Below are 21034 nucleotides of genomic sequence, written 5' to 3' on the forward strand. Positions count from 1 at the left end.
GCATTCCCTCCTCGGCTATCACCTCTTAAGTCATCGCGCCTCCCCGGCGAGCGTTACGCCCAATCTGCGTGGCCCGAGTCACACCGCATAACGGAACATTCCCTCCTCTACGGGGCGCAATCCTCCCAAGCAAACGCCGGGCCCGGATCGCGCTTCCGGGCCCGGCGGCCTGGCGTACATCGGCTCACGCACCGCCGCTCGCTCGCGGCGGGGCACTGTCGCGGGCCGCCGCCCGCGCCGGTGCGCTCCGGCGGCGTCCGCACGCCCTGTGCGCCCCCATGCACTCCGTGCGCCTGGCGTCCGCTCCCCGCGCCCCGGGCGGACCGCACGGTTTCGGCCGTTTCCGTTCCGTGCGGACGCACCTCCCGTCCTGTACGGGTGCACGCCCCTCGGCCGGCCCTCCCCGGCCGGCCCGGGCCGCTCGGCGCGGCCCTCGGCGGCGCCGGGTCCTCAGTGCTCGCGAGGCGGCGGGACGGTGAGGTCCCCGGCGCCGCCGGTGCCCTGGCCGCCGGTCTCGCCGTGAGCGGTCAGGAGGGTCCGCATCGCGGCCTCGGCCCCCGCGGCGTCGCCGGCGCCGATCGCGTCGACGATCCGCATGTGCTGGCCGACGGACTTCTCCGCCGGGCGCTCGCAGCCCCCGGACGGTCCGCCCGAGACGTGCAGGGCGGAGGTGACGATGCCGGAGAGGTGCTCCAGCATGCGGTTGCCGGCGAGCTGGAGCAGCAGGGTGTGGAACTCGGAGTCGGCGCGGGCGAAGGTCAGCGCGTCGCCCTGGGCCGCGGCGTGCCCCATGATCTCGACCATGTCGGCGAGGCGCTGCTGGATGTCGTCGCGGCCGTGGCCGGCGGCGAGCCGGGCGGCGAGGGGCTCGATCGTCCAGCGCAGCTCGGACAGCTCCCGGCGCTGGTCGTCGCGCTGCGGTCCGTACGCCCGCCACTCGATGATGTCGGGGTCGAGCAGGTTCCAGTCGCTGACCGGGCGTACCCGGGTGCCCACGTTCGGGCGGGCGCTGACCAGGCCCTTGGCCTCCAGGACCCGCAGGGATTCGCGGACGACGGTGCGGGAGACCTCGAAGCGCTGGCCGATCTCCTCGGGCACGAGCGGACGGTCGGCGCCGAGATCACCGGAGACGATCATCTGGCCGAGCTGCTGGACGAGTTGGCCGTGCAGTCCACGGCCGCGGTTGCCCGCCGCGCGGCGGCCGGCCCGAGCCATGTCCGCATCGGCCCCGTCCCAGACGGGCGGCACGCGGTCGGCCCGCTCGGCGCCCGGCGCGTGGGCGACCCCGCCGGCGCCGGGTGCGCCCGCGGCGTTGGCGTAGGAGTAGCGGTCAAGCTCGCCCGGACCGGCGAGGCCGGTGTCGGCGGGGCGAGCCGCGGTCATCATGGTGTGCGCAAGGGTACTCACGCATCATTTGTCGGCGACGCCCCGGGACCCCTTGAGGTCTTTGGTGAAAAGCACACGAAAGGGTGATCGCCCATCGCTCCCCAATTGACGCTTTATCGGAAAGAAAGGTGCTCCCCTCGGGAGGGCGCGGAACGGGACCGCGCGAGCGGGGGCGACCGCGGTCAGCGGGCCCTTTTGCGCAGGGCGGTCATGGTGTAGGCGAGGACCAGTGCGGCGAGCGACAACGTGAGCGCGCCGCCCACCGGTTGGGCCGCCAGCCGCAGCGCCGCCCCGACCGCCTGGTCGAGACCGGACGGCCACTGCACCAGCGCCGCCGAGCGCAGCCGCGCGGGCACCCCGACCAGGGACCGGGCGGCCGGGGTCTCCAACGCCCGCTGCACGAGCGGCAGGACGAGTACCGGTACGGCCAGGACCGCCGCCAGCCCCATCGCGGTGGACCTGAAGACACCCGCCGCCAGGACGCCGGCCCACGCACAGCCCACCATGAGGGCCGTCCAACTGACGGCCAGCACCTTCCAGTCACCGCCCTGCGGCAGCCCGGCGGCACCGAACAGACCGTGCACCAGCAGGCCGTCGAGGAGCAGCGTCCCGAGCGCGAGCAGCATCGCGGCGGCACCGCTGACCAGCAGTTTCGCGACGAGCAGCCCGAGTCGGCGGGGCACCGTGCCCTGTTCGGGGGCGAGGGCCGGGTAGCGGAACTCCTGGCCGAAGGAGAGTGCCCCGATCAGCCCGGCGGCGAGCGCGGCCGGCGGGAACGGAAGTTGACGCGGCCAGCCGGTGAGCACGTGTACCCGGGAGGTGTCGCCGGCGCGGGTCAGGAGAAGCGCGAAGACCAGGGCGAGGGCCAAGGAGAGGACGGCGACGACCGGGCCCGCGGGGTCGGTCGTGGCGCGGCGGAACTCGTACCGCAGCGGCCACTCCGGCCCCCGACCGGCCAGCCGCAGGCTGACCAGCTTCCGGGCGGCGGCTTCCGGCGAGGCAGGGGCGGGGCCGGGGGCGCCTGCGGGGAGGGTGGTGCGGAGGGGTTTCAGGGGCTTGAAGGTCGAGGCGGGTGGGGCAGGCGATGCGGACGAAAGCGCGCTTTCGGGAGGCGTCGGGGCGGGCAGGCCGGACGGCGGGGTGGAGTCGACCGGTGGAGCCGGGTTGACGAGTTGCCCGGTCACGGGGGACGGAGGCGGATCGGCGAAGGCGGTAAGTTCGGGAGGTTGAGCTGAGGTGGCGGGGGCGGTGGACGCGGCGGGCGCGGCGGGCGCGGGGGAATCGGTGGGGGTGTTGTGGGGTGCGGGCGTGTCGAGTGGACGCGTCGCGGGTGCGTCGAGCGCGGGGGCGGGGTCGAACGTGACGGTCGCGTCGAGTGCGGCCTTCGCGGGCGCGGGAGTCGTGGCGTTCGCGTGCGGGGCGCGGTCCGGGGCGTTCTGAGCCGCGCGGGCGGCTGCGCTCCGGGCGCGGCCGTCGGCGCGGGTGAGCGGGGAGATCGGCCCGGTGTCCCCCACCTCGTCGGCGAGCCGGTGCACCAGGATGCCGTGCCGGAAGGCCGTGTCCCCCACGGCCGCGCAGGTGCTCCCGTAGACGGCGATACGGCTGCCGCTCTCCCGTACGACTTCAACCGCGTGACCGGCGCTCGGGTCCGCGCCCGGACGGGCCCGCTGCGACTCGTCGACGAGCAGCGACGCGAGCCGGTCGGCGTGCGGCGAGCGGACCACGACGCGGGGGCGCAGCCGGGTACGGGCGAAATCGGCCGCACTCTGGTCCGCCACCAGCCTGCCGTCCTCGATGGTGACGACCCGGTGGCCGAGCCGGGCGGCTGCCCGTGCGTCGCTGGAGGTGACCAGTACGGCACCGCCCTGCGCCGCGTAGCCCCGCAGCAAGCCGTGCAGCCATGCCGCCTCACGTGGGGAAACGTCCCGGGAGGGCTCGTCGAGGAGAAGGGTGTGCGGGTCGCCGAGGAGGGCCGCGGCCAGGCCGAGCCTGCGGTCCATGCCCCGCGAGAACGCGCCGAGTTTCTCGTCGGCCAGACCGCTGAGGCCGACGACGTCCAGGACGTCTTCGGCACGGGACGCCGGCACCCCGGCCGCGGCGCTGAGCATGCGCAGATGCCCGCGCGCCGTACGGGCGGGGTGTCCGGGCACGTCCCCGAAGACCACACCGATCTCCCGGGCCGGGTTCGGTACGCGGTGCAGCGGGCGGCCCCGGAAGAGCGCGACGCCACGGCCGCTCTCCAACTGGAGCATGAGCCGCAGGGCGGTCGTCTTGCCGGCGCCTTCGGGGCCGAGCAGGACGGTGATCCGGCCCGCGGGAGCCTCGAAGCTCAGGTCGTCGACGGCGGGGCGCCGCCCTTCGCGGGAACCGCCGGTCAGCCCGATGGCCTGGATCATCGGGACCCCCACGAAGTGCGGGACCTTACGGAAGCGGCGGGAAGCAGGAGGTGGCGACTCACCCGGCCACGGTAACGCCGTATGTCCGATTTGCGAGGAATGCCCTCCGGTTGGCCTCCATGCGTGTCACGCTCCGCCGACCACGCAACCCCGGCATCACCCCCGTCCCGGCCACCCCGATATCCCGATCCGCCAAGCCGCCGCCGACGCACATCGCACCGTGATTCACGGGCGCCGCCTTGGCCCGGCACGTCGTCAGATCGCGGCATGACACCACCCCGGTGAGCCCAGCCCGCTATGACGCCAGGCTCCGGCATGCCCTCATGGCGCCACATTCCGCTACCGCCTTCGCCCCGCTGGAACTCACCGTCCCCGGCGCGGAGGCGCCGTTCGGCGGGGGACGCCGCTCAGACCTCCGGACGCAGCATCGGCGGGTTGAGCAGCGTGGCACCGCCGGCTCTGAACAGCTGGGCGGGGCGGCCGCCCTGACGGGTCGTCGTCCCGCCGGTCGGCACCAGGAAGCCCGGCGTTCCGGTGACCTTGCGGTGGAAGTTGCGGGGATCCAGCGCTACTCCCCACACCGCTTCGTAGACCCTGCGCAGCTCCCCCACGGTGAACTCCTGCGGGCAGAAAGCGGTGGCGAGCGAGGAGTACTCGATCTTCGAACGGGCCCGCTCCACGCCGTCCACGAGGATGCGCGCGTGGTCGAAGGCGAGCGGGGCGGACTGTTCGCCCTCGCGGCCGAGGCCACCGTCCTGCTCCAGGAGCGTCTCCACCGGGGCCCAGCGCGCGCTGTGGGCGTCGCCACCCGCCGTCGGGGCGGGGAGGTCGGGCGCGAGCACCAGGTGGGCGACGCTGACCACGCGCATCCGGGGATCGCGTTTGGGGTCGCCGTACGTGGCGAGCTGTTCCAGGTGCGCTCCGTAGGGTGGCGGCGGACCCGCCGGGCAGTGGGCGTGCAGACCGGTCTCCTCGGCCAGTTCCCGGGCGGCGGCGGCCTCCAGGTCCTCGTCGATCCGTACGAACCCGCCCGGCAGGGCCCAGCGCCCCTGGAACGGCGGCTCGCCCCGGCGCACGGCCAACGCGCACAGCGCGTGCCTGCGCACGGTGAGCACCACCAGATCGACGGTAACGGCGAACGGAGGGAAGGCCGACGGGTCGTAGGGAGGCATGGCGCGATCATAGTCGTCCGCCTGACGATAATCAGGCCCTGGCGCACCTCACGCCCCCAGTTGCAAGCCATCCGCGGCCTCCTCCACCAGCCCCAGGCCGAGTCTGCTGATCCGTACGGCGAACGGCTGCCCGGCGACACTGAGCCCGGTGAACTGCATGGCGCCGAGTGGGGCACTGCCCATCGGGCGGACCGCCACGGTCCCCGCCGGCACGTCGGGGCGCACTCCGGCCAGGGCGGTCAGCGCGTGCACCACGCCCGCGGCGGCCACCGCCGCCGGGCGGCAGGCGGCGGGGTGCGGCACGGGTGCGCCGTCGCAGGTCCGCTGCTCGCCCGCGTACATCTCCGGGAGCCGGTAGGCGAAGCTCTGCGCCGCGTCGACGAGGCCACGGACCAGGGAGCCGGCCTCCTTCTCGTGGCCGGTGGCGGCCAGACCGGCGACGGCGACGGCCGTCTCGTGGATCCGTACGGCGCCGCTGCGATGTCCGAAGGGGTTGTAGCCGCTCTCCTTGGCCCCCAGCCCCCGCAGGCCCCAGCCCGAGTCCATCGCCGGACTGCCCAGCAGTCGGGCGAGCCGCTCGGTGCGCGCCGGGTCGAGCAGGCCGACGGCCGACCGGCCACCACCGAGCAGGCCGGTGTCCAGGAGGTGGGCGGCGGTGGAACCCAGGTGCGGCAGCAGGCGCCCACCGGAAGTGCGCAGCACGGCCGGACTGCCACCGCTGCGGCCCTCCACCCAGAACTCCTCACGGAACCTTGCGCGCAGCCCCGCCGCCCACTCGCGCAGCGCCGGCGCGCCCGGTCTCCCGTAGGCGTCGAGGAGATCGGCACCGAGGAGCGCGGCCCGGTGTGCGTGGGCCTGTGTGGCGCAGCGGTACGGCCCTCCGGGGACTGGATCGGGGACGTAGCCGCTGCCTCCGCTCAGGGCTCCGTCACCGGAAGCGTCCCCGTCTCCGACGGTGGTGTGCAGCCATCTCAGGCAGCGCTCCGCCGCCGGGAGCAACTGCTCGGTCTCGCGCTCGGGCAGCCCCCAGCGGCGGGCTTCAGCGAGGACCGTGGGGAACAGCAGCGTCGCCTCGACGCCCGTGCAACTGGGTGGCGCATACGGCCCCGCGTCCCGCAGGCCGCCGGGAATTCGGCCGGAATCCGCCCCCGGCCCGTCGAGTTGGAGGCGGGCGAGCATGCGCAGGGTGTTCGCCGCGAGCCGGGTGCCGAGGGGGAGCAGCATGCGAGCCGCCCAGAGGGCCTCGGCCGGCGAAAGGCCACAGCGCCAGGGGACACCGCCCGCGACATACGTGTCCGTGGGGGCGCCGGGGCCGCGCATCAGCAGCCCGTGGAGATCGTCGAGACAGGTCGCCAGCAGTACGTCGGCGCGGGGGTCGTCGCACTGGAGCCGCGCCGCCGACCAGGGACGGGGTGGCTGCTCACCGCCGCGCGAGGCCGGGAGCGGTACCGGTCTGCCGACGAGGGGCCCCGAAGTCGCGTGCTCCAGCCGGACGCGCACTTCGATGGTGTGGTGACCGCCGGGCGGCAGGTCCAGTTCCCAGCACAGGAGTCCGGCCGAGGCCATGACGTCCGTGGGCGCCGGGGTGGCCGCGGCCACGGCGTGCACCCCCGCGGCGGACCACCGCAGGCCCGAACCGTGGACGCTGGCGGGCAGTTCGGGCCCGGCGACGCCGACGGCGATCGCGGCCAGCTCGGCGAGGTCCGTGCCCAGCCGCAGTTCCACGGGCAGCCGCACCCGGCGTGGCGCGCTGCTGTGGAACGTGATCCGTTCGACGCCGTCGGCGCTTCGCAGCCGTTCGACTCGGACCTCCGGATCCGGACCGCGGTCGACGGCCGTACGGACCGTACCGACGAACCGCGCGCGGTCCGCGGCGACCAGCCTCCCCTGCACCACGACGGGTTCGGCGCCGCCCGCGCTCAGCTGGCACCGCGACAGGACGCGGCGCCCGACACGGTAGAAGCCGTCCGTACCCTGGCCGGTGAGCTGGCCCTCTTCGGACGAGATGGCCAGGGCCGGCAGGGCGACGCAGATCACGGTCCCGTGGACGGGCTGCGGTTCCGGAGGCCGGGGCACCCCGGAACGGTGATCTCCGGGTGCCCGGCGGGCCGGCTGAGTGGTGGGGACCATGCCTGACACTCTCTGCGCTCCCTGCTGGGGTCTGGGCTCCATACGGACTGCGCCACAGAGGTGAACGGCGCGGCCGGCGCCCAGGTCACGCCGGCGCCGCAGCACCGGCGGGCTCACGGCCGGCTGCCGTCACCGTTGCGGCTGGTACGGCGCCCGGTCCGGCCGGTGCTCGTACGCGAGGCCGGGCGCGTACTGCCACGCGGTCCGCCGGGACGGTCGGAGCCACCACAACGGCCGCTTCCACCGGGCCGGCCGGTCGCACCGGAGCCACCCGGCACAGCGGGCCGCTCCGGTCCGGTGACGCGGCCGGCTTCCCCTGACCGGGCAGCCTCGGACCGGGCTCCGGGCACCTGGACGGGTCCGTCCATCATCACCGGCACGGAGGCACCCATGGACGCCAGTACGGTCTTCCCCGCCGGCGCCCCGTCCGCACCGGCGGCGCGCTCGGCCTGCTCCTCCCTCAGACAGCGGCGCAGCGTCTCCGGGTCCAGCCCCTGGTTGATGCCACGGTGCAGCAGCTGGGCGAAGAGGCACTCGGGGTCGAAGGTCAGCGCCCGGGAGAGCGCGACGCGGGCGGACGGCGAGTCGCCCGTCGCCCAGGCCACCCAGCCCGCCAGCGACAACGGCGCCACGGCGTATTCCGCATAGCCGCCCACGCAGCGCCGGGACAGCGCCTGCCACAGACGCAGTGCCGGCTCGGCGTCGATCCCCTCCATCCACTCCGCCGCACGGTCACGGGCGATGCGGTCCTGGAGGCCGACGATCAGGCGGGCGGCCTCGGTGTCGGTCAGGAGCGCGTCGTCACAGGCGTCCCTGGCCCGGCGGCTGCCCGTGGGCGGGTCCTCGCGGAACCGGCGGATCAGCTCCCGGGCGTGCACCAGGGTCTCCGCCCGCACGGACGTCGCCGTGCCCTCCTGGATCATGCGCGGGACGAGCTGGTGCGCCACCGCGTCCAACGCGGACGTCTGCTCCGCAGCACGCGGTCCGGTGCGTGCGGCCAGCCGGGCCTCCATCTCGCGGAGCGAGCCGCGCACTTGGATACCCGCGTAGGCAGCGGCGGCGGCCATCACCGACGTGCCCGGCGGGGTCATGGGGGTGCCGGTGGCGGGGCAGCAGCGGAAGTCGGGGCAGCAGTAGGACCAGAACCGGCCGTTGGAGATGCACAGTGCGTCGAGCACCGGCACGTCCAGCGCGCCGCAGGCGATGCGCAGCCACTGCGCGAGCGGGCGGAGGCGCTCCATCACGTCCCGGCCGTTCTCCCCCTCCGCCGGTTCCTGGCAGAGGTAGACGATGATCCCCTCCGGGCGGGACCGGCGCTCCTCGCCGAGGGAGATGAGGGCGTCGGCGAGCTGGTCGGACACGTACGGCCACTGCGTCCGGTCGGCCGGGATGCCGAGCCGGGCCCGGCTGCCGAACCGCCCCCGCTCGCCGTGCAGGCCGGCGAGGACGATGCTGTCGTCCGGGAAGAAGCCCAGGAGATACGGCAGCGCGTCGGCCAGCTCGGCCGGCCCACGCAGGGTGACCCTGGCCTCTTCGGTCCCCTCACCCCCTTCCGCCGCCCCCGCGGCTTCGCACTCGGGCGTCGGTGGGGAAGGCGGGGCGGGTGACGCGGGCGGACGGCACGAGGTGGCCGGGCTGATCGGTGCGGACGGGCTTGTCGGTGCGCTTGGGCCGGCGGGTCGGCCCGGTCGGCCGGGCTGATCGAGCTGTTCGGGCCGGTGGCGTCGGGCGGGCCGACCGAGCTGATCGGGTCGGTCGAGTTCATCGGGCCCATCGTGGTGATCAGCTCGGCCGATCTGGTCGGACCGGTCGATCTGGTCGGACCGGCCCGGATGCGGGCCGGTCCGCCGGTCGGGCTCGCCGGGTCGGCGGGTCGGTTCGGACTGGCTGGGCTGTTCGCTGTGCTGGCTCATGGCTCGAAGATCCCGCGAACCGCCACGCCGCCGCGACCCCTGTGGATAACTCCCGGGTGACGGAAGTTGTCCACAGCTTCGGGCGGCGGTTCGCGCGTTGTCAGTGGCATCGGGTTGCATGGAGCCATGAGCAACGAAGACCTGCGTGCCGCGGCCGATGCCGTCCTCTCCCGCCTCGTCGGGGACCCCGGCGGTACGGCCCGGCTGCGCGAGGACCAGTGGCGGGCGATCGAGGCGCTGGTCGCCGAGCACCGCCGCGCCCTGGTGGTGCAGCGCACGGGCTGGGGCAAGTCGGCGGTCTACTTCGTCGCGACCGCGCTGCTGCGCGAGCGCGGCGCCGGTCCGACCGTGATCGTCTCCCCGCTGCTCGCGCTGATGCGCAACCAGGTCGATGCGGCGGCCCGCGCCGGGATCCACGCGCGCACGATCAATTCGTCCAACACCGAGGACTGGGACACGATCCAGGCCGAGGTGGCGGCGGGCGAGGTCGACGTGCTGCTCGTATCGCCGGAACGCCTCAACAACCCCGACTTCCGCGACCAGGTGCTCCCCAAGCTGGCCGCGGCCACCGGCCTGCTGGTGGTCGACGAAGCACACTGCATCTCCGACTGGGGCCATGACTTCCGGCCCGACTACCGGCGGCTGCGCACGATGCTCGCCGACCTCCCGCCCGGTGTGCCCGTGCTCGCCACGACGGCGACGGCCAACGCGCGGGTCACCGCCGACGTGGCCGAGCAGCTCGGTACCGGCGAGGGCGCCGAGGCACTCGTCCTGCGCGGCCCGCTGGACCGGGAGAGCCTGAGTCTGGGCGTGCTCCCGCTGCCGGACGCCGCCCACCGGCTGGCCTGGCTGGCCGACCATCTGCACGAGCTGCCGGGCTCCGGGATCATCTACACGCTCACGGTCGCCGCGGCCGAGGAGGTCACCGCCTTCCTGCGGCAGCGCGGCCACACGGTCGCCTCGTACACCGGCAAGACCGAGAACGCGGACCGTCAGCAGGCCGAGGACGACCTGCTCGGCAACCGCGTCAAGGCCCTGGTCGCCACCTCCGCGCTGGGCATGGGCTTCGACAAGCCCGACCTCGGTTTCGTGGTGCACCTCGGCTCGCCGTCCTCCCCCATCGCGTACTACCAGCAGGTCGGACGCGCCGGCCGTGGTGTCGAGCACGCCGAGGTGCTGCTCCTCCCCGGCCGGGAGGACGAGGCGATCTGGAAGTACTTCGCTTCCCTGGCGTTCCCGCCCGAGGAGCAGGTGCGCCGGACCCTGGACGTCCTGGCGGGCGCGGACCGGCCGCTGTCACTGCCGGCGCTGGAGCCGCTGGTCGAACTGCGCCGCTCGCGCCTGGAGACCATGCTGAAGGTGCTCGACGTGGACGGCGCGGTCCACCGGGTCAAGGGCGGCTGGACCGCGACGGGCCGCCCGTGGACGTACGACGCCGAGCGTTACGCCTGGGTGGCGCGGCAGCGCGAGGCCGAGCAGCAAGCCATGCGGGACTACGCCACGACGACGGGCTGCCGGATGGAGTTCCTGCGGCGGCAGTTGGACGACGAGGCGGCGGCGCCGTGTGGCCGCTGCGACAACTGCGCGGGCGCGCGCTTCAGCACGGAGGTGTCCGCCGCGTCGCTGGACGCGTCACGCGGTGAGCTGGGGCGTCCCGGCGTGGAGGTGGAGCCGCGGCGGATGTGGCCGACGGGCCTCCCCGCCATCGGTGTCGATCTCAAGGGACGCATTCCGGCGGGCGAACAGGCGGCCACCGGGCGTGCGCTGGGCCGGCTCTCCGACATCGGCTGGGGCAACCGGCTGCGCCCGATGCTCGCCCCGCAGGCCCCGGACGGACCGATTCCGGACGATGTCGCGTCCGCGGTCGTCACGGTCCTCGCCGACTGGGCGAAGGGTCCGGGCGGCTGGGCATCGGGGGCGCCGGACGCCCCGGCGCGTCCCGTGGGCGTGGTGACACTCGATTCCCGCAGCCGTCCGCAGCTGGTCCGCTCCTTGGGAGAGCGCATCGCCGCCGTCGGGCGGATGCCGTTCCTGGGGACGGTGACGTACGTGGATCACGCTGCGGAGACCCGGATTCCGCGCAGCAACAGCGCGCAGCGACTGCGGGCGCTGCACGGCTCGTTGAGCGTGCCACCGGAGTTGGCGCAGGCTCTGGCGTCGGCGAACGGCCCGGTGCTCCTGGTGGACGACTACGCGGACACCGGATGGACCTTGGCCGTGGCCGCGCGGCTGGTGCGCATGGCGGGCGCGGCCGGAGTGTTTCCGCTGGTCCTTGCCGTGCAAGGGTGAGGTGAAGGGGGTGGTCGGGCGTCAGGGGCCCGTGCGGCGGGCAGGAATACAGCAAGCGCGGTGCCCGATTCAGACCGTGCACGCGTTCACTTCATTGCCGCATGCCTGTACGAACGCGAGAATTGGCCCCGCTTCCCTGTACCGGCCGTCCGCGATCGGATCCGGCGGTACCGAGCCGTGCCCGCGCGGCCGGCCGCCGTCCGGCGCGTGGACGCGTAGACGAAGGGAGGACCGTGACCTTCGGCTTCGCCCAGCCCCCGGACGTGTCCCTGCCCACCTCCGCCGATTCCGCCGCCCGGCTGAGCCGCATGCTGGAGCCCTCCGAGTGGGCTTCGGCCGGGATTCCCCTGCTGCGCAACCCGCGCGAGGTGGTCACCGGTCTGCACGACCGCCACCTGCCGGGGCTGTCGACGGCCGTCGTTGCGGTGCTCGGCCCCGAGGAGCGCATCACCGCCAGCGCGTCGTTCGTCCAGCACGCCTCGGCCCCGGACGGCTGGGAGTTCCGCAATGCGCTGCTGACCCAGTTGCGCCGAGTCGTCCCGCACGACCTGCGGCTGCGGGTGCCGGTCCGTACGGCCGTGCTGCTCTACTGCCGTGAGGGCGAGCCGTGTTGGACGGAGACGGACGGGGCCTGGATGTGGGGGCTGCGCGACGCGTGCACGCTGCACGGCCTGCGCTGCGGCGCGTACATCACGCTGACACGCAGTGGCTGGCAGGTGCTGGGCGAGGGGCGCGGAGGCCGACGTCCGCGCTCGGTCATGCATACCGAACGCCCCCGTAGTACGGGACAGCCGCCGCGCCGACGCGTACCGGAACAGCCCGGTCCGGCGGAGCACAAGGAGACGCCGGGAGCGGCCCCACGCACTACGTCCGGGGAAACCGAAAGCGCGGGACAGCCCGAGACATCCGGGCGTGCGGCCACGTCACGGCAGTCCGGGCTGTCGCCACCGTCCGAGTCACCGGAGTGGTTGAGCCCGGTTGGGCAGTCCCCCGCAGCGGAACGGGCACGTACGGCCGCACCGCAGCCGTACCCCGTGCAGTCGCGGCTTCCGGCGGAGCAGCCGTGCGGCGGCGGCCGGCCGGAACCGCTCCGTGGCGCCGACGGCACCGCGGAGTCCAGGCGGCGTGCAGCGGCCCGCTGACCACGTGTACGCGGCGCGAGATGCCCGGCCGGCCCGTGGCCGCCGGGCTCCCCCCGTCGGTGACCCTCAGGCGTTGACGCCCAGCAGGGCGTTGATGCGCTGCGGGTCGCCGCAGACGACCAGGAGCGCCCCGGCCCGGGCCATCGCGGCGGGCAGGGCGCGGGAGATGATCTCCTCCGCGCCGCCGTTCACCGCGACGACCACGACGGGACGTCCGGTCGCGCGCTCGGCGCCGGCGTCCGCGTAGAACACGTCGTCCGCGGCGTCCTGCTGCGCCCAGTAGGACGCCTCGCCGAAGGACAGCTCGTGCGCGGCCCAGGGGTGCATCTCGCCGGTCGTGAGCACCAGGATGTCGCCCGGCGCACGCCCGGAGTCCAGCAGCAGGTCGACGGCCTCTTCAGCGGCGTCGAGCGCGCCGGACTGGGGGGCCGGGATCAGCTGGAGCTGCGCTCCGGAAGCGGCGCCGGTGCCACCGGCGGACTGCTTGGGTCCCGGACGCTGCGCCGGAGGAGCACCGGCCGGCCCACGGGACGGCGCGGTGGGTCCGGGCTTGCCGGGGCGGACGCCGGCCGCGGGGGCACCGCGCGGAGGCGCGGGGCGGGGACCGGGGCCGGGAACGGGACGGGGGGTCGACGCGGTGCGGCCGGCGGCCGGAGTTGCGCGGGGACCCGGGACACTCTCGTGAATCTGAGGCTCCTCGGGGATGAGAGGCATAAAAGGATGTCTATCAAACGTAGGTGCGGAACACGTCATCGGGTACCGAATTCATGCCCGCACCGCTCAGAAGTCGAAGCCGAGTTGGCCACCGGCCTCCAGAGCGGCTGCTTCGGGGGTGCTGCGCACCTTCTTCAGGTGCCGCCAGCGGGGCAGGGCGTCCATGTAGGACCACGACACCCGGTGGTGGGGCGTGGGGCCGTACTCCTCCAGCGCCGTACGGTGCGCCGGCGACGGGTAGCCGGCGTTCTCCGCGAAGGCGAAGTCGGCGTGCACGTCGGCCAGTTCACCCATCATCGCGTCACGGCGAACCTTGGCGAGCACGGAGGCCGCAGCCACCGCGATGCAGGACTGGTCGCCCTTGATGACCGTACGGACCTTCCAGGGACCGCCCAGGTAGTCGTGCTTGCCGTCGAGGATGACCGCGTCCGGACGGACCGGCAGCGCCTCCAGGGCGCGTACGGCCGCGAGCCGCAGCGCCGCGGTCATGCCCAGCTCGTCGATCTCCTCCGGGGAGGCGTGCCCCAGGGCGTGCGCCGTGACCCAGCCGTCGAGCACCTCGGCGAGTTCGGTACGTCGCTTGGGTGTCAGCAGCTTGGAATCGGTGAGTCCGGCCGGCGGGCGGCGCAGTCCGGTGACGGCTGCGCAGACGCTGACCGGACCGGCCCAGGCGCCGCGCCCGACTTCGTCCACCCCAGCGATGATCTTGGCACCCGTGGTGGCGCGAAGCGATCGCTCGACGGTGTGGGTTGGGGGCTCGTACGGCATGGCGCCAGCAAGCGTACGCCTAATCGCGACGGCCGTGCGCACCGGGTCCGGCTGACCGCGACGCTCCGGCGGCGAACACGATCGAGTGATGATCGCCGGGGCAGTTTCGGCGGTCTGCGGCAGGGGCGGACGGGCGGGCGATCATGGGCGGAGAGCGGCGCCCGTGCAGGTCGCAGCTTGTGCGTCCGCGGGTGCGGGGTGCGACGGCGGGGCCGGGCACGGGGTTCCAGAGGGTCGGCATGCACCGGCACATAGGGCGCAGCGCCGATGCCCTGGAGCCCACCGGCGCGACATAGGCGCGATAGCGGCGTCCGGAGCGCATCGGCGCGAGCCGGGCGCGATAGGGACTTCCCAGTTGTACCGCGGCACCCGCACCCCGGTTCCGGCTCCGGGTCCCGTTCCGGCTCCGGTTCCGCGATAGATCAACTACGGGCTTGAGCAGCGTGCTTGATCATCCGGTCGCGAGCTTCCCCGGCCGCACGCCCTCGCCCTCCGCCTTCCGGCCACACCCTCCCCCGTTACAGCTGTTCCCCTGCCCGGCCGCTCAGCCGGAAAGCTCCGGCAGCCAGCCCGGGAGCGCTTCCGTGCGGTCCAGCCAGTCCTGGGGCGGAGTGCTGCCACCGGCAGCAACGATTCCCCCGACGATGGCGCAGGTCGTGTCCACGTCGCCGCCGGCCTGGGCAGTCGCCCAGAAAGCCTGCTCGAAATCGCCTAGGTGGCGGGCGGCGGCCCACAGCGTGAAGGGCACGGTGTCGTGGGCGCTGGTCCGGCGCCCACAGCCGAGCACCGCGGCGACCGTGCCGGCGTCGCCGTAGTCGAGCATGTCCCGGGCACGCCGCAGGCCGGCCTGTACGGCGCTGCGCGGGATCAGTTCCAGCACACCGTCGAGCAGGTCCTTGGGGCCGGTCGTACGGCCGGGAGCAGCGACCAGGGCGGCCGCGGCGGCCACCGCCATGGCTCCGACCACCGCTTCCCGGTGCTGGTGGGTGGTGTAGGCCGAGATCTCGGCCTGGTGTGTCGCCTGCTCGGGGTCGTCCGCGTACCAGGCGCCGAGGGGAGCGATGCGCATGGCCGCGCCGTTGCCCCAGGAGCCCTGGCCGTTGAAGAGCGCCGAGGCCAGTTCGCGCCAGTCGCCGCCCTCGCGGATCAGCCGGAGCATGCGGTTGACGGCCGGGCCGTAGCCACGGTCGACGTCGTGGTGATCGGCGAAGGAGCGGGCCAGCGCGTCCTGATCGATACGTCCGTGGGTGGCGAGCACGGCCACGACCGAGCAGGCCATCTCCGTGTCGTCGGTCCACTGCCACGGTGACGGCGGCAGCTCGCGGCGCTTGAGGCTGGGGTAGTTGGCGGGAACGAAGAACTGGGAGCCGAGGGCATCGCCCAGGGAAAGTCCGCGCAGGCTCGTAAGGGCCCGCTCGAAGCGGTCTGCGTCACGGTGGTCGGCGCTCATCGGTGTGCACTCTAACCGGTGATGCCGTACGACTCCGGCTCACACCAGCGTTCGAACGGCCGGTCCAGCGCGTACCGGCCGTCCGGGCCCAGGAGCAGCGAGCGCCACTCGGCGTTCCCCGGATTGGTCAGGGACTCGAACTCGGCCACGGTCCAGTGGAACCACCGCATACAGAAGAGCCGCATGGTCAGGCCGTGCGTGACGATCAAGACGTTGGGCGGGTGGTCCGGGTGCTCGAAGCTGCGCCACAGACTCTCCAGGAACGCGCCGACGCGGTCGTACACATCGGCGCCGGACTCGCCCTGCGCGAAGCGGTAGAAGAAGTGGCCGTAGGCGTCGCGGTACACCTTCTGGAGGCGGACGTCCTCGCGGTCCTGCCAGTTCCCCCAGTCCTGCTCGCGCAGCCGCGGCTCCTCGCGGACCCGGACCCGGTCCATGTCGAGACCGAGGGCCTGGAAGGTCTGGTGCGTGCGGCGGTACGGCGATACGTACGCGGAGATCCGCTCGTCGCCGAACATCGCGCGCAGTGACGCGCCGGCCTCCTCGGCCTGCCGCAGCCCGTCCTTCGTCAGGCTCAGCGCGTGGTCGGGCTCCCGTTCGTAGACCGTGTCGTCGGTATTCCCCTCCGATTCTCCGTGGCGGATGAGGACGATGCGTCGGGGCCGTGCCATGCCGCCACCCTAAAACGGTTGCTCTGTACATGCCTCATGCCCCTGGTTCGCCCCTTCATGGCTGCCCTGGCACTGGTCATGCGCACCTCCCGCCTGCGCGGTACGACACCGCACCGCGAACTCAAACGCTACGCTTGTTGCGTTACGACGATGATGACACGCGCCGCCGCACTAACGCAACGGGAGTTGCAGTTGCCTGAGGAAAAATCACCGGGGGCCTCTGCCGCGCCGAGCCCCGGCACCCGCCGGCCGGGCGGGCGTACCGCCCGCACCCGCGCCGCCGTCCGCGACGCCGTGCTGGCGGGGCTGGCCGAGCACGGCTACCCCGGCCTGACCGTCGAGTACGTCGCGGAGCAGTCGGGCGTGCACAAGACGACGCTCTACCGCCGCTGGGGCGACCTCGAAGGACTGCTGGCCGACACCCTCGACCTGGCCGGCGAGGACAGTTGGACACCGCCCGACACCGGTTCCCTCGCGGGCGATCTGCGCGCGCTCGCCCGCGAGGTAGTGGAGTCGTTCACCGATCCGGTCACGGCGTCCTCCGGCTCCGCGATCATCGCGGCGGCATTCCAGTCACAGCGGGCCGCCGACGCGCTGCGCGCCTACTACGGCGAACGCTTCCGGCGCTGTGAACCCCTCGTCCGGCGCGCCGTCGAGCGCGGTGAACTGCCGGCCGCCCAGGGGCGCGGCATCGACGCCGGAGCGCTCGCGCGGGCCGCGTGCGCCCCGCTCTTCCTCCGGCTCTTCATCACGCGCGAGCCGGTCGACACGCACACGGCCGACCAAAGCGCCGCAGCGGCACTGGCGGCTGCGCACGCCGGAGTGTTCGCTTCATCCGCGGGCGAGCCGGTCCCCGGGGCGGCTGCCGGTACGCCCACTTCACAAGCGCCCGGCCTGGCTGCACGGACCGGAACCGGCCCATCCGGCCCACCCGAGTAGCGGCGGCCCTCGCCAGGTGGCCTCGCCGCGACCGGGCTCCGTGACAACCACCCCGCCGCACCGTCCCCCGCCCCCGACCGCCCCTCACACCGTCCACGACGGTTCAAGATCGGCAACATCCCCCGTCACGGCCCGCACATCGGCCTCCGTCTGGGCCCGCAGCCCCAGCCGCTCGACCCGTTCCGGGCGGTACTTCCCCCGTTCGGCCGCCGACTCCCACATCGAAAGGATGAGGAACTCCTCCCCGGGCGCACGCCCCATCAGGCCGCGCAGCATGCCCGGGGAGCCGGCCATGGCCGGATTCCACACCTTCTCCTGCATCAGCATGAAGTGCTCGACCCGGTCGGCACGCACCTGGCAGTGGGCTATGCGCAGCACGTCGGCGTCCGCGAAGACGGGCCGGAAGCCCACCTTCACGTCGAGTTCGTACTCGAACAGCCGCACCCGGGAGTCCTTGAACGTGCCCACCTGGGCCGCTGCCAGCCGGTCGTGCGAGCGCGCCATGAAGGAGTCGTAGAACGCCCTGCTCTCCCAGAAGGCGACCAGATGCGCGACCGACGGCCGCGTCCTGCTCCATCCGCCGCCCTGCCCCCGGAATCCCGGTTCGCCGAGCAGGCCCGCCCATTTGCGCTGCCCCCGTTCGAACCCGCGGCGGTCCACGACCGTGCATCTAATCCACTTGACCAGCACCGCGCCATCGTACGGCCCGTGGCGGCCCGGCATCACCGCGCGTCACGCACCCACCACACCGAACTGCCTTACGGTCGCGGGTCGATCGGAGTGAACACCCCGAACCGCCGTTCCACGGCTTCGGCGGCCTCCAGACACAGGTCCTCCCGGTAGGCGCGCCCGATGAGCTGCACGCCGTACGGAAGCCCTTGCACGACCCCGGTCGGTACGGCAACCGCCGGCACGCCCACGAAGCTCGTGGCCGTACACAGGCGCATCGCCCGGTGGACGCGCGCGTGCCCCTCCTGGTCACGCACCTCCAGCCCCGGCTCGAAGGGCGGCTCGGTGAAGACCGGAGCCAGCAACAACGGGTAGGAGTCCAGGAATTCGGCCCACGCCCTCCGGATGCCGAGCCGGGCACTCGTCAGGCGCAGGTACTCCGGCACGTCCGCCGGTACGGCATTCCGTTCCTTCATCGACATCTCGATGTAGCGATGCCCCTCCTCCCCCAGGAGGGTCCGCACCACCGGCCAGGTGGGGGCGAATTCGGCCATGGTCATCCGGCCGTAGACCTCCAGTGCCTCCTCCAGGCGCGGCACGTCCGGCACCTCGCACACCTCGTGGCCGGCGTCGCGCAGCGCGTCCGCCGCGTCCTCGACGGCCTTGCGCACCTGGGGGTGCACCCCCTTGCCGCCGGGGTCGGTGACCATCGCGACTTTCAGTGGCCGCGGTACGGGCTCGCCGTACAGAGGAACCGGTACGGCCCTCGGGTCACGCGGGTCGGTGCCCGCCAGTGCCTCGTACGCCAGACGGAGGTCGCCGACCGTACGGGCCAGCGGCCCGTCGACGACCAGCACCTGGGTGGCCAGCGCCGGATCGTCCGGGCCGAGGCGGTGATCGGCGGGAAAGCGCCCGTACGTGGGCTTCAGGCCCGCCACTCCGCAGAAGGATGCGGGGATGCGCACCGATCCGCCGGAGTCGTTGCCGAGCCCGATCGCGGCCATGCCACTGGCCACGGCGGCGCCGTCGCCACCGCTGGTGCCGCCCGGCGTCACGGCCTTCGTCCAGGGATTGTGGGTGTCGCCGTACAGCTCGCTGCGCGTGTGGACGCCCGCGAGGACGAGCGTGGGCATGTTGCTGTGGCCGATCGGTACGGCGCCGGCGGCGCGCAGCCGCGCCACCGGGGGCGCATCGGAGTGCGCGACATTGTGCCGGAAGCGCTCCGCGCCGTACGTGGTCGGCACGCCCTCGACGGCAGTGGTCTCCTTGACCGTGAAGGGCACGCCGGCGAGCGGCCCCGGGTCCTCCCCCGCGGCGCGCCGCCGGTCCACTTCGGCCGCGTCCGCACGCGCCCGGTCGGCGAACACCTGTGTGACGGCGTTGACGGCCGGATTGACCTCGGCGATGCGCTCCAGGTGGCGTTCCACCACCTCGACAGCGGTCACCTCACCGCTCCGGACGGCGGCTGCCTGGGCCCCGGCGGACATCTCCCACAGCCCCTGCTGTGCTTCCACTACGCGCTCCTTCGCTCTCTCCACGACCGGACGCCCCACTGACGCACTCGGCCACCGACCAGCCGCACCCCGGCACCCGGCCCCCACACCCGTTCCGATGCAACTGCATCACATCGTACCCTTGTCATCGATACGAACGCATCGCAATACCGGGAGCGCCCCCATGCCCAAGCAGGTGGACCACGAAAGCCGCCGCCGGCAGATCGCCGACGCCGTCTGTCACCTGGCCGACGAACGCGGTCTGGAAGGCGTCACCTTGCGGGACGTGGCGGCACGCGCCGAGGTGTCCATGGGGGCGGTGCAGCGCTGCTTCCACACCAAGGAGGAGATGCTGATCTTCGCGCTCGGGCACATCGGGGCGCGGATCTCGGCACGGGTGGCAGCAAGGCTCACCGAGTCACCGGCGCAGTCGGCCCGTACCGCACTCGGGCACGCGACCACGGAAATCTCCCTGCTGCGCCCCGAGCACAGCGCCGAGGCCCGCGTCTGGCTCGCCTTCGTCGCGCAGGCCGCGGTCAGCCCACCGCTCGCCGAAATCCTGCGGGGCAACTACGCCGACCTGCACGGACTGTTCACACGTCTCATCACCGAGGCCACCGGAAGCCCCGACGCGGAGCGCGAGGCACGCACGCTGCTCGCCCTCACCGACGGCCTGACCACCCACGTCCTGATCGGCCACCTCCCCCCCGACACCGCACTGGACGCCCTGGACAGTCATCTGACGCGCCTCTGGGGCGACGTGACCGCCTGATCACCGCCTCCCGGCCGGGCTAATCTGCCGGTCATGGATGCTCTCCATCCGCGCCTCCTCGTGGAGGACTTCGAAGCCGCCGCCCTCTTCTGGGAAGGCGCCCTGCGCGACCTCCTGGGCATCGAGCCCGTCAAGGTCATACCGCAGGCCGGATACGCCCATGGGGAGGTTGACGGGCAGACCGTCCTGGCCCTCTTCTCGCGCGAGACCATGGCACAGGCGGTCGGTACGGACACGCTGCCGCCCCGGCCGGCGGCCCAGGACCCGTCCATGCTCGTACTGCGGGTACCCGTGGTGGACGACGCGACCCCGCAACTGGCCGCGCACGGCGCCGATATCGTGGCACAGCCGCAGGACCGCCCCGACTGGGGAGCGCACCTCCGTACGGCCCACCTGCGTACTCCGGACGGGACGCTGGTGGAACTCCAGTCGTACTGAATACGTCGGAGAGGCAGTACGCGTACCAGTCCTGCCGACCGGGACGGCGTCGCCCCGACCCCCGGGGCAGGGCTTGCGGAGCGTGAAACGATGGTGGACCGCCTTGCACAGCCCGTGAGTTGCAACACCGGAAGGGATCTCTGTGAGCAGCCTCAACAAAGGGATCGGCAAAGCCGAAGTGACCCTCAAGTGGGACCCCAGCCCCGCGGGCACTCCGGCCCATGACCTGGACATCATCGCCGCGACCTACGTCACGGACGATCTGCACGGCACACCGGACTACCTGGTGCATTTCGACAGCCGCTCACCCGACGGCACCATCACCCTGAGCAGGGACAGCCGGACCGGCCTCGGGTTCGGCACCGACGAGGCGATGGTCCTGGAGCTGAACCGGCTGGCCGACCGGTACGGCCGGGTCGTCGTCGGTGTGGCCATTCAGCAGCGCGGCGGGCGCACGACCTTCGGCGACATCAGCAACACCGCCGTCCGCATCAACGAGGGCTACGACGAATTGTCGGCGGACGACTTCTCGGCGGTCGCCGGTGCGACCGCGGCGGTGATAGCGGAATTCCGCCGGGACGCGTCGGGGCAATGGCGGTTCCGCCCTGACGTACGGGGTTTTGACACCGACCCGGAAACCTTCGTGACCGTCATGGGCAGCGGAATGGGCAGCTAAGAGAAGAAGGGAACAA

General features: G+C 73.2%; 16 protein-coding genes and 1 pseudogene. 6 read left to right on the forward strand and 11 right to left on the reverse strand.

Annotated elements, in window-relative coordinates; genetic code table 11:
• Positions 1 to 450 precede the first annotated feature (450 nt).
• From ACH4FX_RS21290 to ACH4FX_RS21310, 5 genes are all read right to left on the reverse strand, one after another.
• Positions 451 to 1407 (reverse strand): FadR/GntR family transcriptional regulator, encoded by a 957-nt coding sequence (locus tag ACH4FX_RS21290; protein WP_398481126.1) that lies wholly within the window; start codon positions 1405 to 1407, stop codon positions 451 to 453.
• A 161-nt stretch (positions 1408 to 1568) separates the two neighbouring features.
• On the reverse strand, positions 1569 to 3782 hold the full coding sequence (locus ACH4FX_RS21295) for an ATP-binding cassette domain-containing protein (protein ID WP_398481128.1): 2214 nt from the start codon (positions 3780 to 3782) through the stop codon (positions 1569 to 1571).
• A 407-nt stretch (positions 3783 to 4189) separates the two neighbouring features.
• Entirely contained in the window at positions 4190 to 4954 is a 765-nt protein-coding gene (locus ACH4FX_RS21300; protein WP_398481130.1) for an NUDIX domain-containing protein, read from the reverse strand.
• A gap of 48 nt (positions 4955 to 5002) precedes the next feature.
• Entirely contained in the window at positions 5003 to 7084 is a 2082-nt protein-coding gene (locus tag ACH4FX_RS21305; protein ID WP_398481132.1) for a glycogen debranching N-terminal domain-containing protein, read from the reverse strand.
• Between the two features lie 113 nt (positions 7085 to 7197).
• Positions 7198 to 8997 carry a DUF4192 family protein gene (locus tag ACH4FX_RS21310; protein ID WP_398481133.1) on the reverse strand — a complete coding sequence of 600 codons (1800 nt, stop codon included), beginning with the start codon at positions 8995 to 8997 and terminating at the stop codon, positions 7198 to 7200.
• A 126-nt stretch (positions 8998 to 9123) separates the two neighbouring features.
• Between ACH4FX_RS21310 and ACH4FX_RS21315 the strand changes: the two genes are divergently transcribed.
• A complete protein-coding gene (locus tag ACH4FX_RS21315) occupies positions 9124 to 11286 on the forward strand; it encodes a RecQ family ATP-dependent DNA helicase (protein ID WP_398481135.1) in 2163 nt (720 codons plus the stop codon).
• Between the two features lie 233 nt (positions 11287 to 11519).
• Positions 11520 to 12083 (forward strand): annotated as a pseudogene (locus ACH4FX_RS21320) (hypothetical protein); the annotation flags it as partial.
• 411 nt (positions 12084 to 12494) lie between these two features.
• Here the strand turns inward: ACH4FX_RS21320 and ACH4FX_RS21325 are convergent.
• From ACH4FX_RS21325 to ACH4FX_RS21340, 4 genes are all read right to left on the reverse strand, one after another.
• On the reverse strand, positions 12495 to 13142 hold the full coding sequence (locus tag ACH4FX_RS21325; RefSeq protein ID WP_398481137.1) for a hypothetical protein: 648 nt from the start codon (positions 13140 to 13142) through the stop codon (positions 12495 to 12497).
• A 66-nt stretch (positions 13143 to 13208) separates the two neighbouring features.
• Positions 13209 to 13910: a ribonuclease HII gene (locus tag ACH4FX_RS21330; RefSeq protein ID WP_398481139.1), complete on the reverse strand. Its 702-nt coding sequence runs from the start codon at positions 13908 to 13910 to the stop codon at positions 13209 to 13211.
• 544 nt (positions 13911 to 14454) lie between these two features.
• On the reverse strand, positions 14455 to 15360 hold the full coding sequence (locus ACH4FX_RS21335) for an ADP-ribosylglycohydrolase family protein (protein ID WP_398481141.1): 906 nt from the start codon (positions 15358 to 15360) through the stop codon (positions 14455 to 14457).
• Positions 15361 to 15371: 11 nt separating this feature from the next.
• Positions 15372 to 16031, reverse strand: coding sequence for a histidine phosphatase family protein (locus ACH4FX_RS21340; protein WP_398481143.1), 660 nt, complete (start codon positions 16029 to 16031; stop codon positions 15372 to 15374).
• Between the two features lie 186 nt (positions 16032 to 16217).
• Here ACH4FX_RS21340 and ACH4FX_RS21345 point away from each other — a divergent pair, with 186 nt between their 5' ends.
• Complete coding sequence (locus ACH4FX_RS21345) at positions 16218 to 16970, forward strand: TetR/AcrR family transcriptional regulator (protein ID WP_398481261.1); 753 nt, start codon at positions 16218 to 16220, stop codon at positions 16968 to 16970.
• Between the two features lie 84 nt (positions 16971 to 17054).
• Here ACH4FX_RS21345 and ACH4FX_RS21350 read toward each other — a convergent pair whose 3' ends face one another.
• The gene (locus ACH4FX_RS21350; protein WP_385234997.1) at positions 17055 to 17660 is read right to left on the reverse strand and encodes a YdbC family protein; all 606 of its coding nucleotides are present in this window, start codon (positions 17658 to 17660) and stop codon (positions 17055 to 17057) included.
• Positions 17661 to 17728: 68 nt separating this feature from the next.
• Positions 17729 to 19126 (reverse strand): amidase, encoded by a 1398-nt coding sequence (locus tag ACH4FX_RS21355; protein WP_398481263.1) that lies wholly within the window; start codon positions 19124 to 19126, stop codon positions 17729 to 17731.
• A gap of 190 nt (positions 19127 to 19316) precedes the next feature.
• On the opposite strand from ACH4FX_RS21355, the gene ACH4FX_RS21360 reads away from it, so the two are divergent.
• The 3 genes from ACH4FX_RS21360 to ACH4FX_RS21370 all read left to right on the forward strand — a co-directional run bounded on the left by ACH4FX_RS21360 (position 19317) and on the right by ACH4FX_RS21370 (position 21018).
• A complete protein-coding gene (locus ACH4FX_RS21360) occupies positions 19317 to 19904 on the forward strand; it encodes a TetR/AcrR family transcriptional regulator (RefSeq protein ID WP_398481145.1) in 588 nt (195 codons plus the stop codon).
• A 33-nt stretch (positions 19905 to 19937) separates the two neighbouring features.
• Positions 19938 to 20342, forward strand: coding sequence for a VOC family protein (locus tag ACH4FX_RS21365; RefSeq protein ID WP_398481147.1), 405 nt, complete (start codon positions 19938 to 19940; stop codon positions 20340 to 20342).
• 142 nt (positions 20343 to 20484) lie between these two features.
• Positions 20485 to 21018, forward strand: coding sequence for a TerD family protein (locus ACH4FX_RS21370; RefSeq protein WP_398481149.1), 534 nt, complete (start codon positions 20485 to 20487; stop codon positions 21016 to 21018).
• Positions 21019 to 21034: the final 16 nt, after the last annotated feature.

It is taken from the genome of Streptomyces sp. NPDC018019 (genome assembly GCF_044327805.1).
Classification (GTDB): Bacteria; Actinomycetota; Actinomycetes; order Streptomycetales; family Streptomycetaceae; genus Streptomyces.

Excerpts from the sequence above, each read along its gene's own strand:
- ACH4FX_RS21325 (WP_398481137.1), bottom strand. The coding sequence starts at position 13,142 with ATGCCTCTCATCCCCGAGGAGCCTCAGATTCACGAGAGTGTCCCGGGT.
- ACH4FX_RS21360 (WP_398481145.1), top strand. The coding sequence starts at position 19,317 with ATGCCCAAGCAGGTGGACCACGAAAGCCGCCGCCGGCAGATCGCCGAC.
- ACH4FX_RS21295 (WP_398481128.1), bottom strand. The coding sequence starts at position 3,782 with ATGATCCAGGCCATCGGGCTGACCGGCGGTTCCCGCGAAGGGCGGCGC.
- ACH4FX_RS21310 (WP_398481133.1), bottom strand. The coding sequence starts at position 8,997 with ATGAGCCAGCACAGCGAACAGCCCAGCCAGTCCGAACCGACCCGCCGA.
- ACH4FX_RS21340 (WP_398481143.1), bottom strand. The coding sequence starts at position 16,031 with ATGGCACGGCCCCGACGCATCGTCCTCATCCGCCACGGAGAATCGGAG.
- ACH4FX_RS21305 (WP_398481132.1), bottom strand. The coding sequence starts at position 7,084 with ATGGTCCCCACCACTCAGCCGGCCCGCCGGGCACCCGGAGATCACCGT.
- ACH4FX_RS21355 (WP_398481263.1), bottom strand. The coding sequence starts at position 19,126 with ATGTCCGCCGGGGCCCAGGCAGCCGCCGTCCGGAGCGGTGAGGTGACC.
- ACH4FX_RS21315 (WP_398481135.1), top strand. The coding sequence starts at position 9,124 with ATGAGCAACGAAGACCTGCGTGCCGCGGCCGATGCCGTCCTCTCCCGC.
- ACH4FX_RS21335 (WP_398481141.1), bottom strand. The coding sequence starts at position 15,360 with ATGAGCGCCGACCACCGTGACGCAGACCGCTTCGAGCGGGCCCTTACG.
- ACH4FX_RS21330 (WP_398481139.1), bottom strand. The coding sequence starts at position 13,910 with ATGCCGTACGAGCCCCCAACCCACACCGTCGAGCGATCGCTTCGCGCC.
- ACH4FX_RS21300 (WP_398481130.1), bottom strand. The coding sequence starts at position 4,954 with ATGCCTCCCTACGACCCGTCGGCCTTCCCTCCGTTCGCCGTTACCGTC.
- ACH4FX_RS21365 (WP_398481147.1), top strand. The coding sequence starts at position 19,938 with ATGGATGCTCTCCATCCGCGCCTCCTCGTGGAGGACTTCGAAGCCGCC.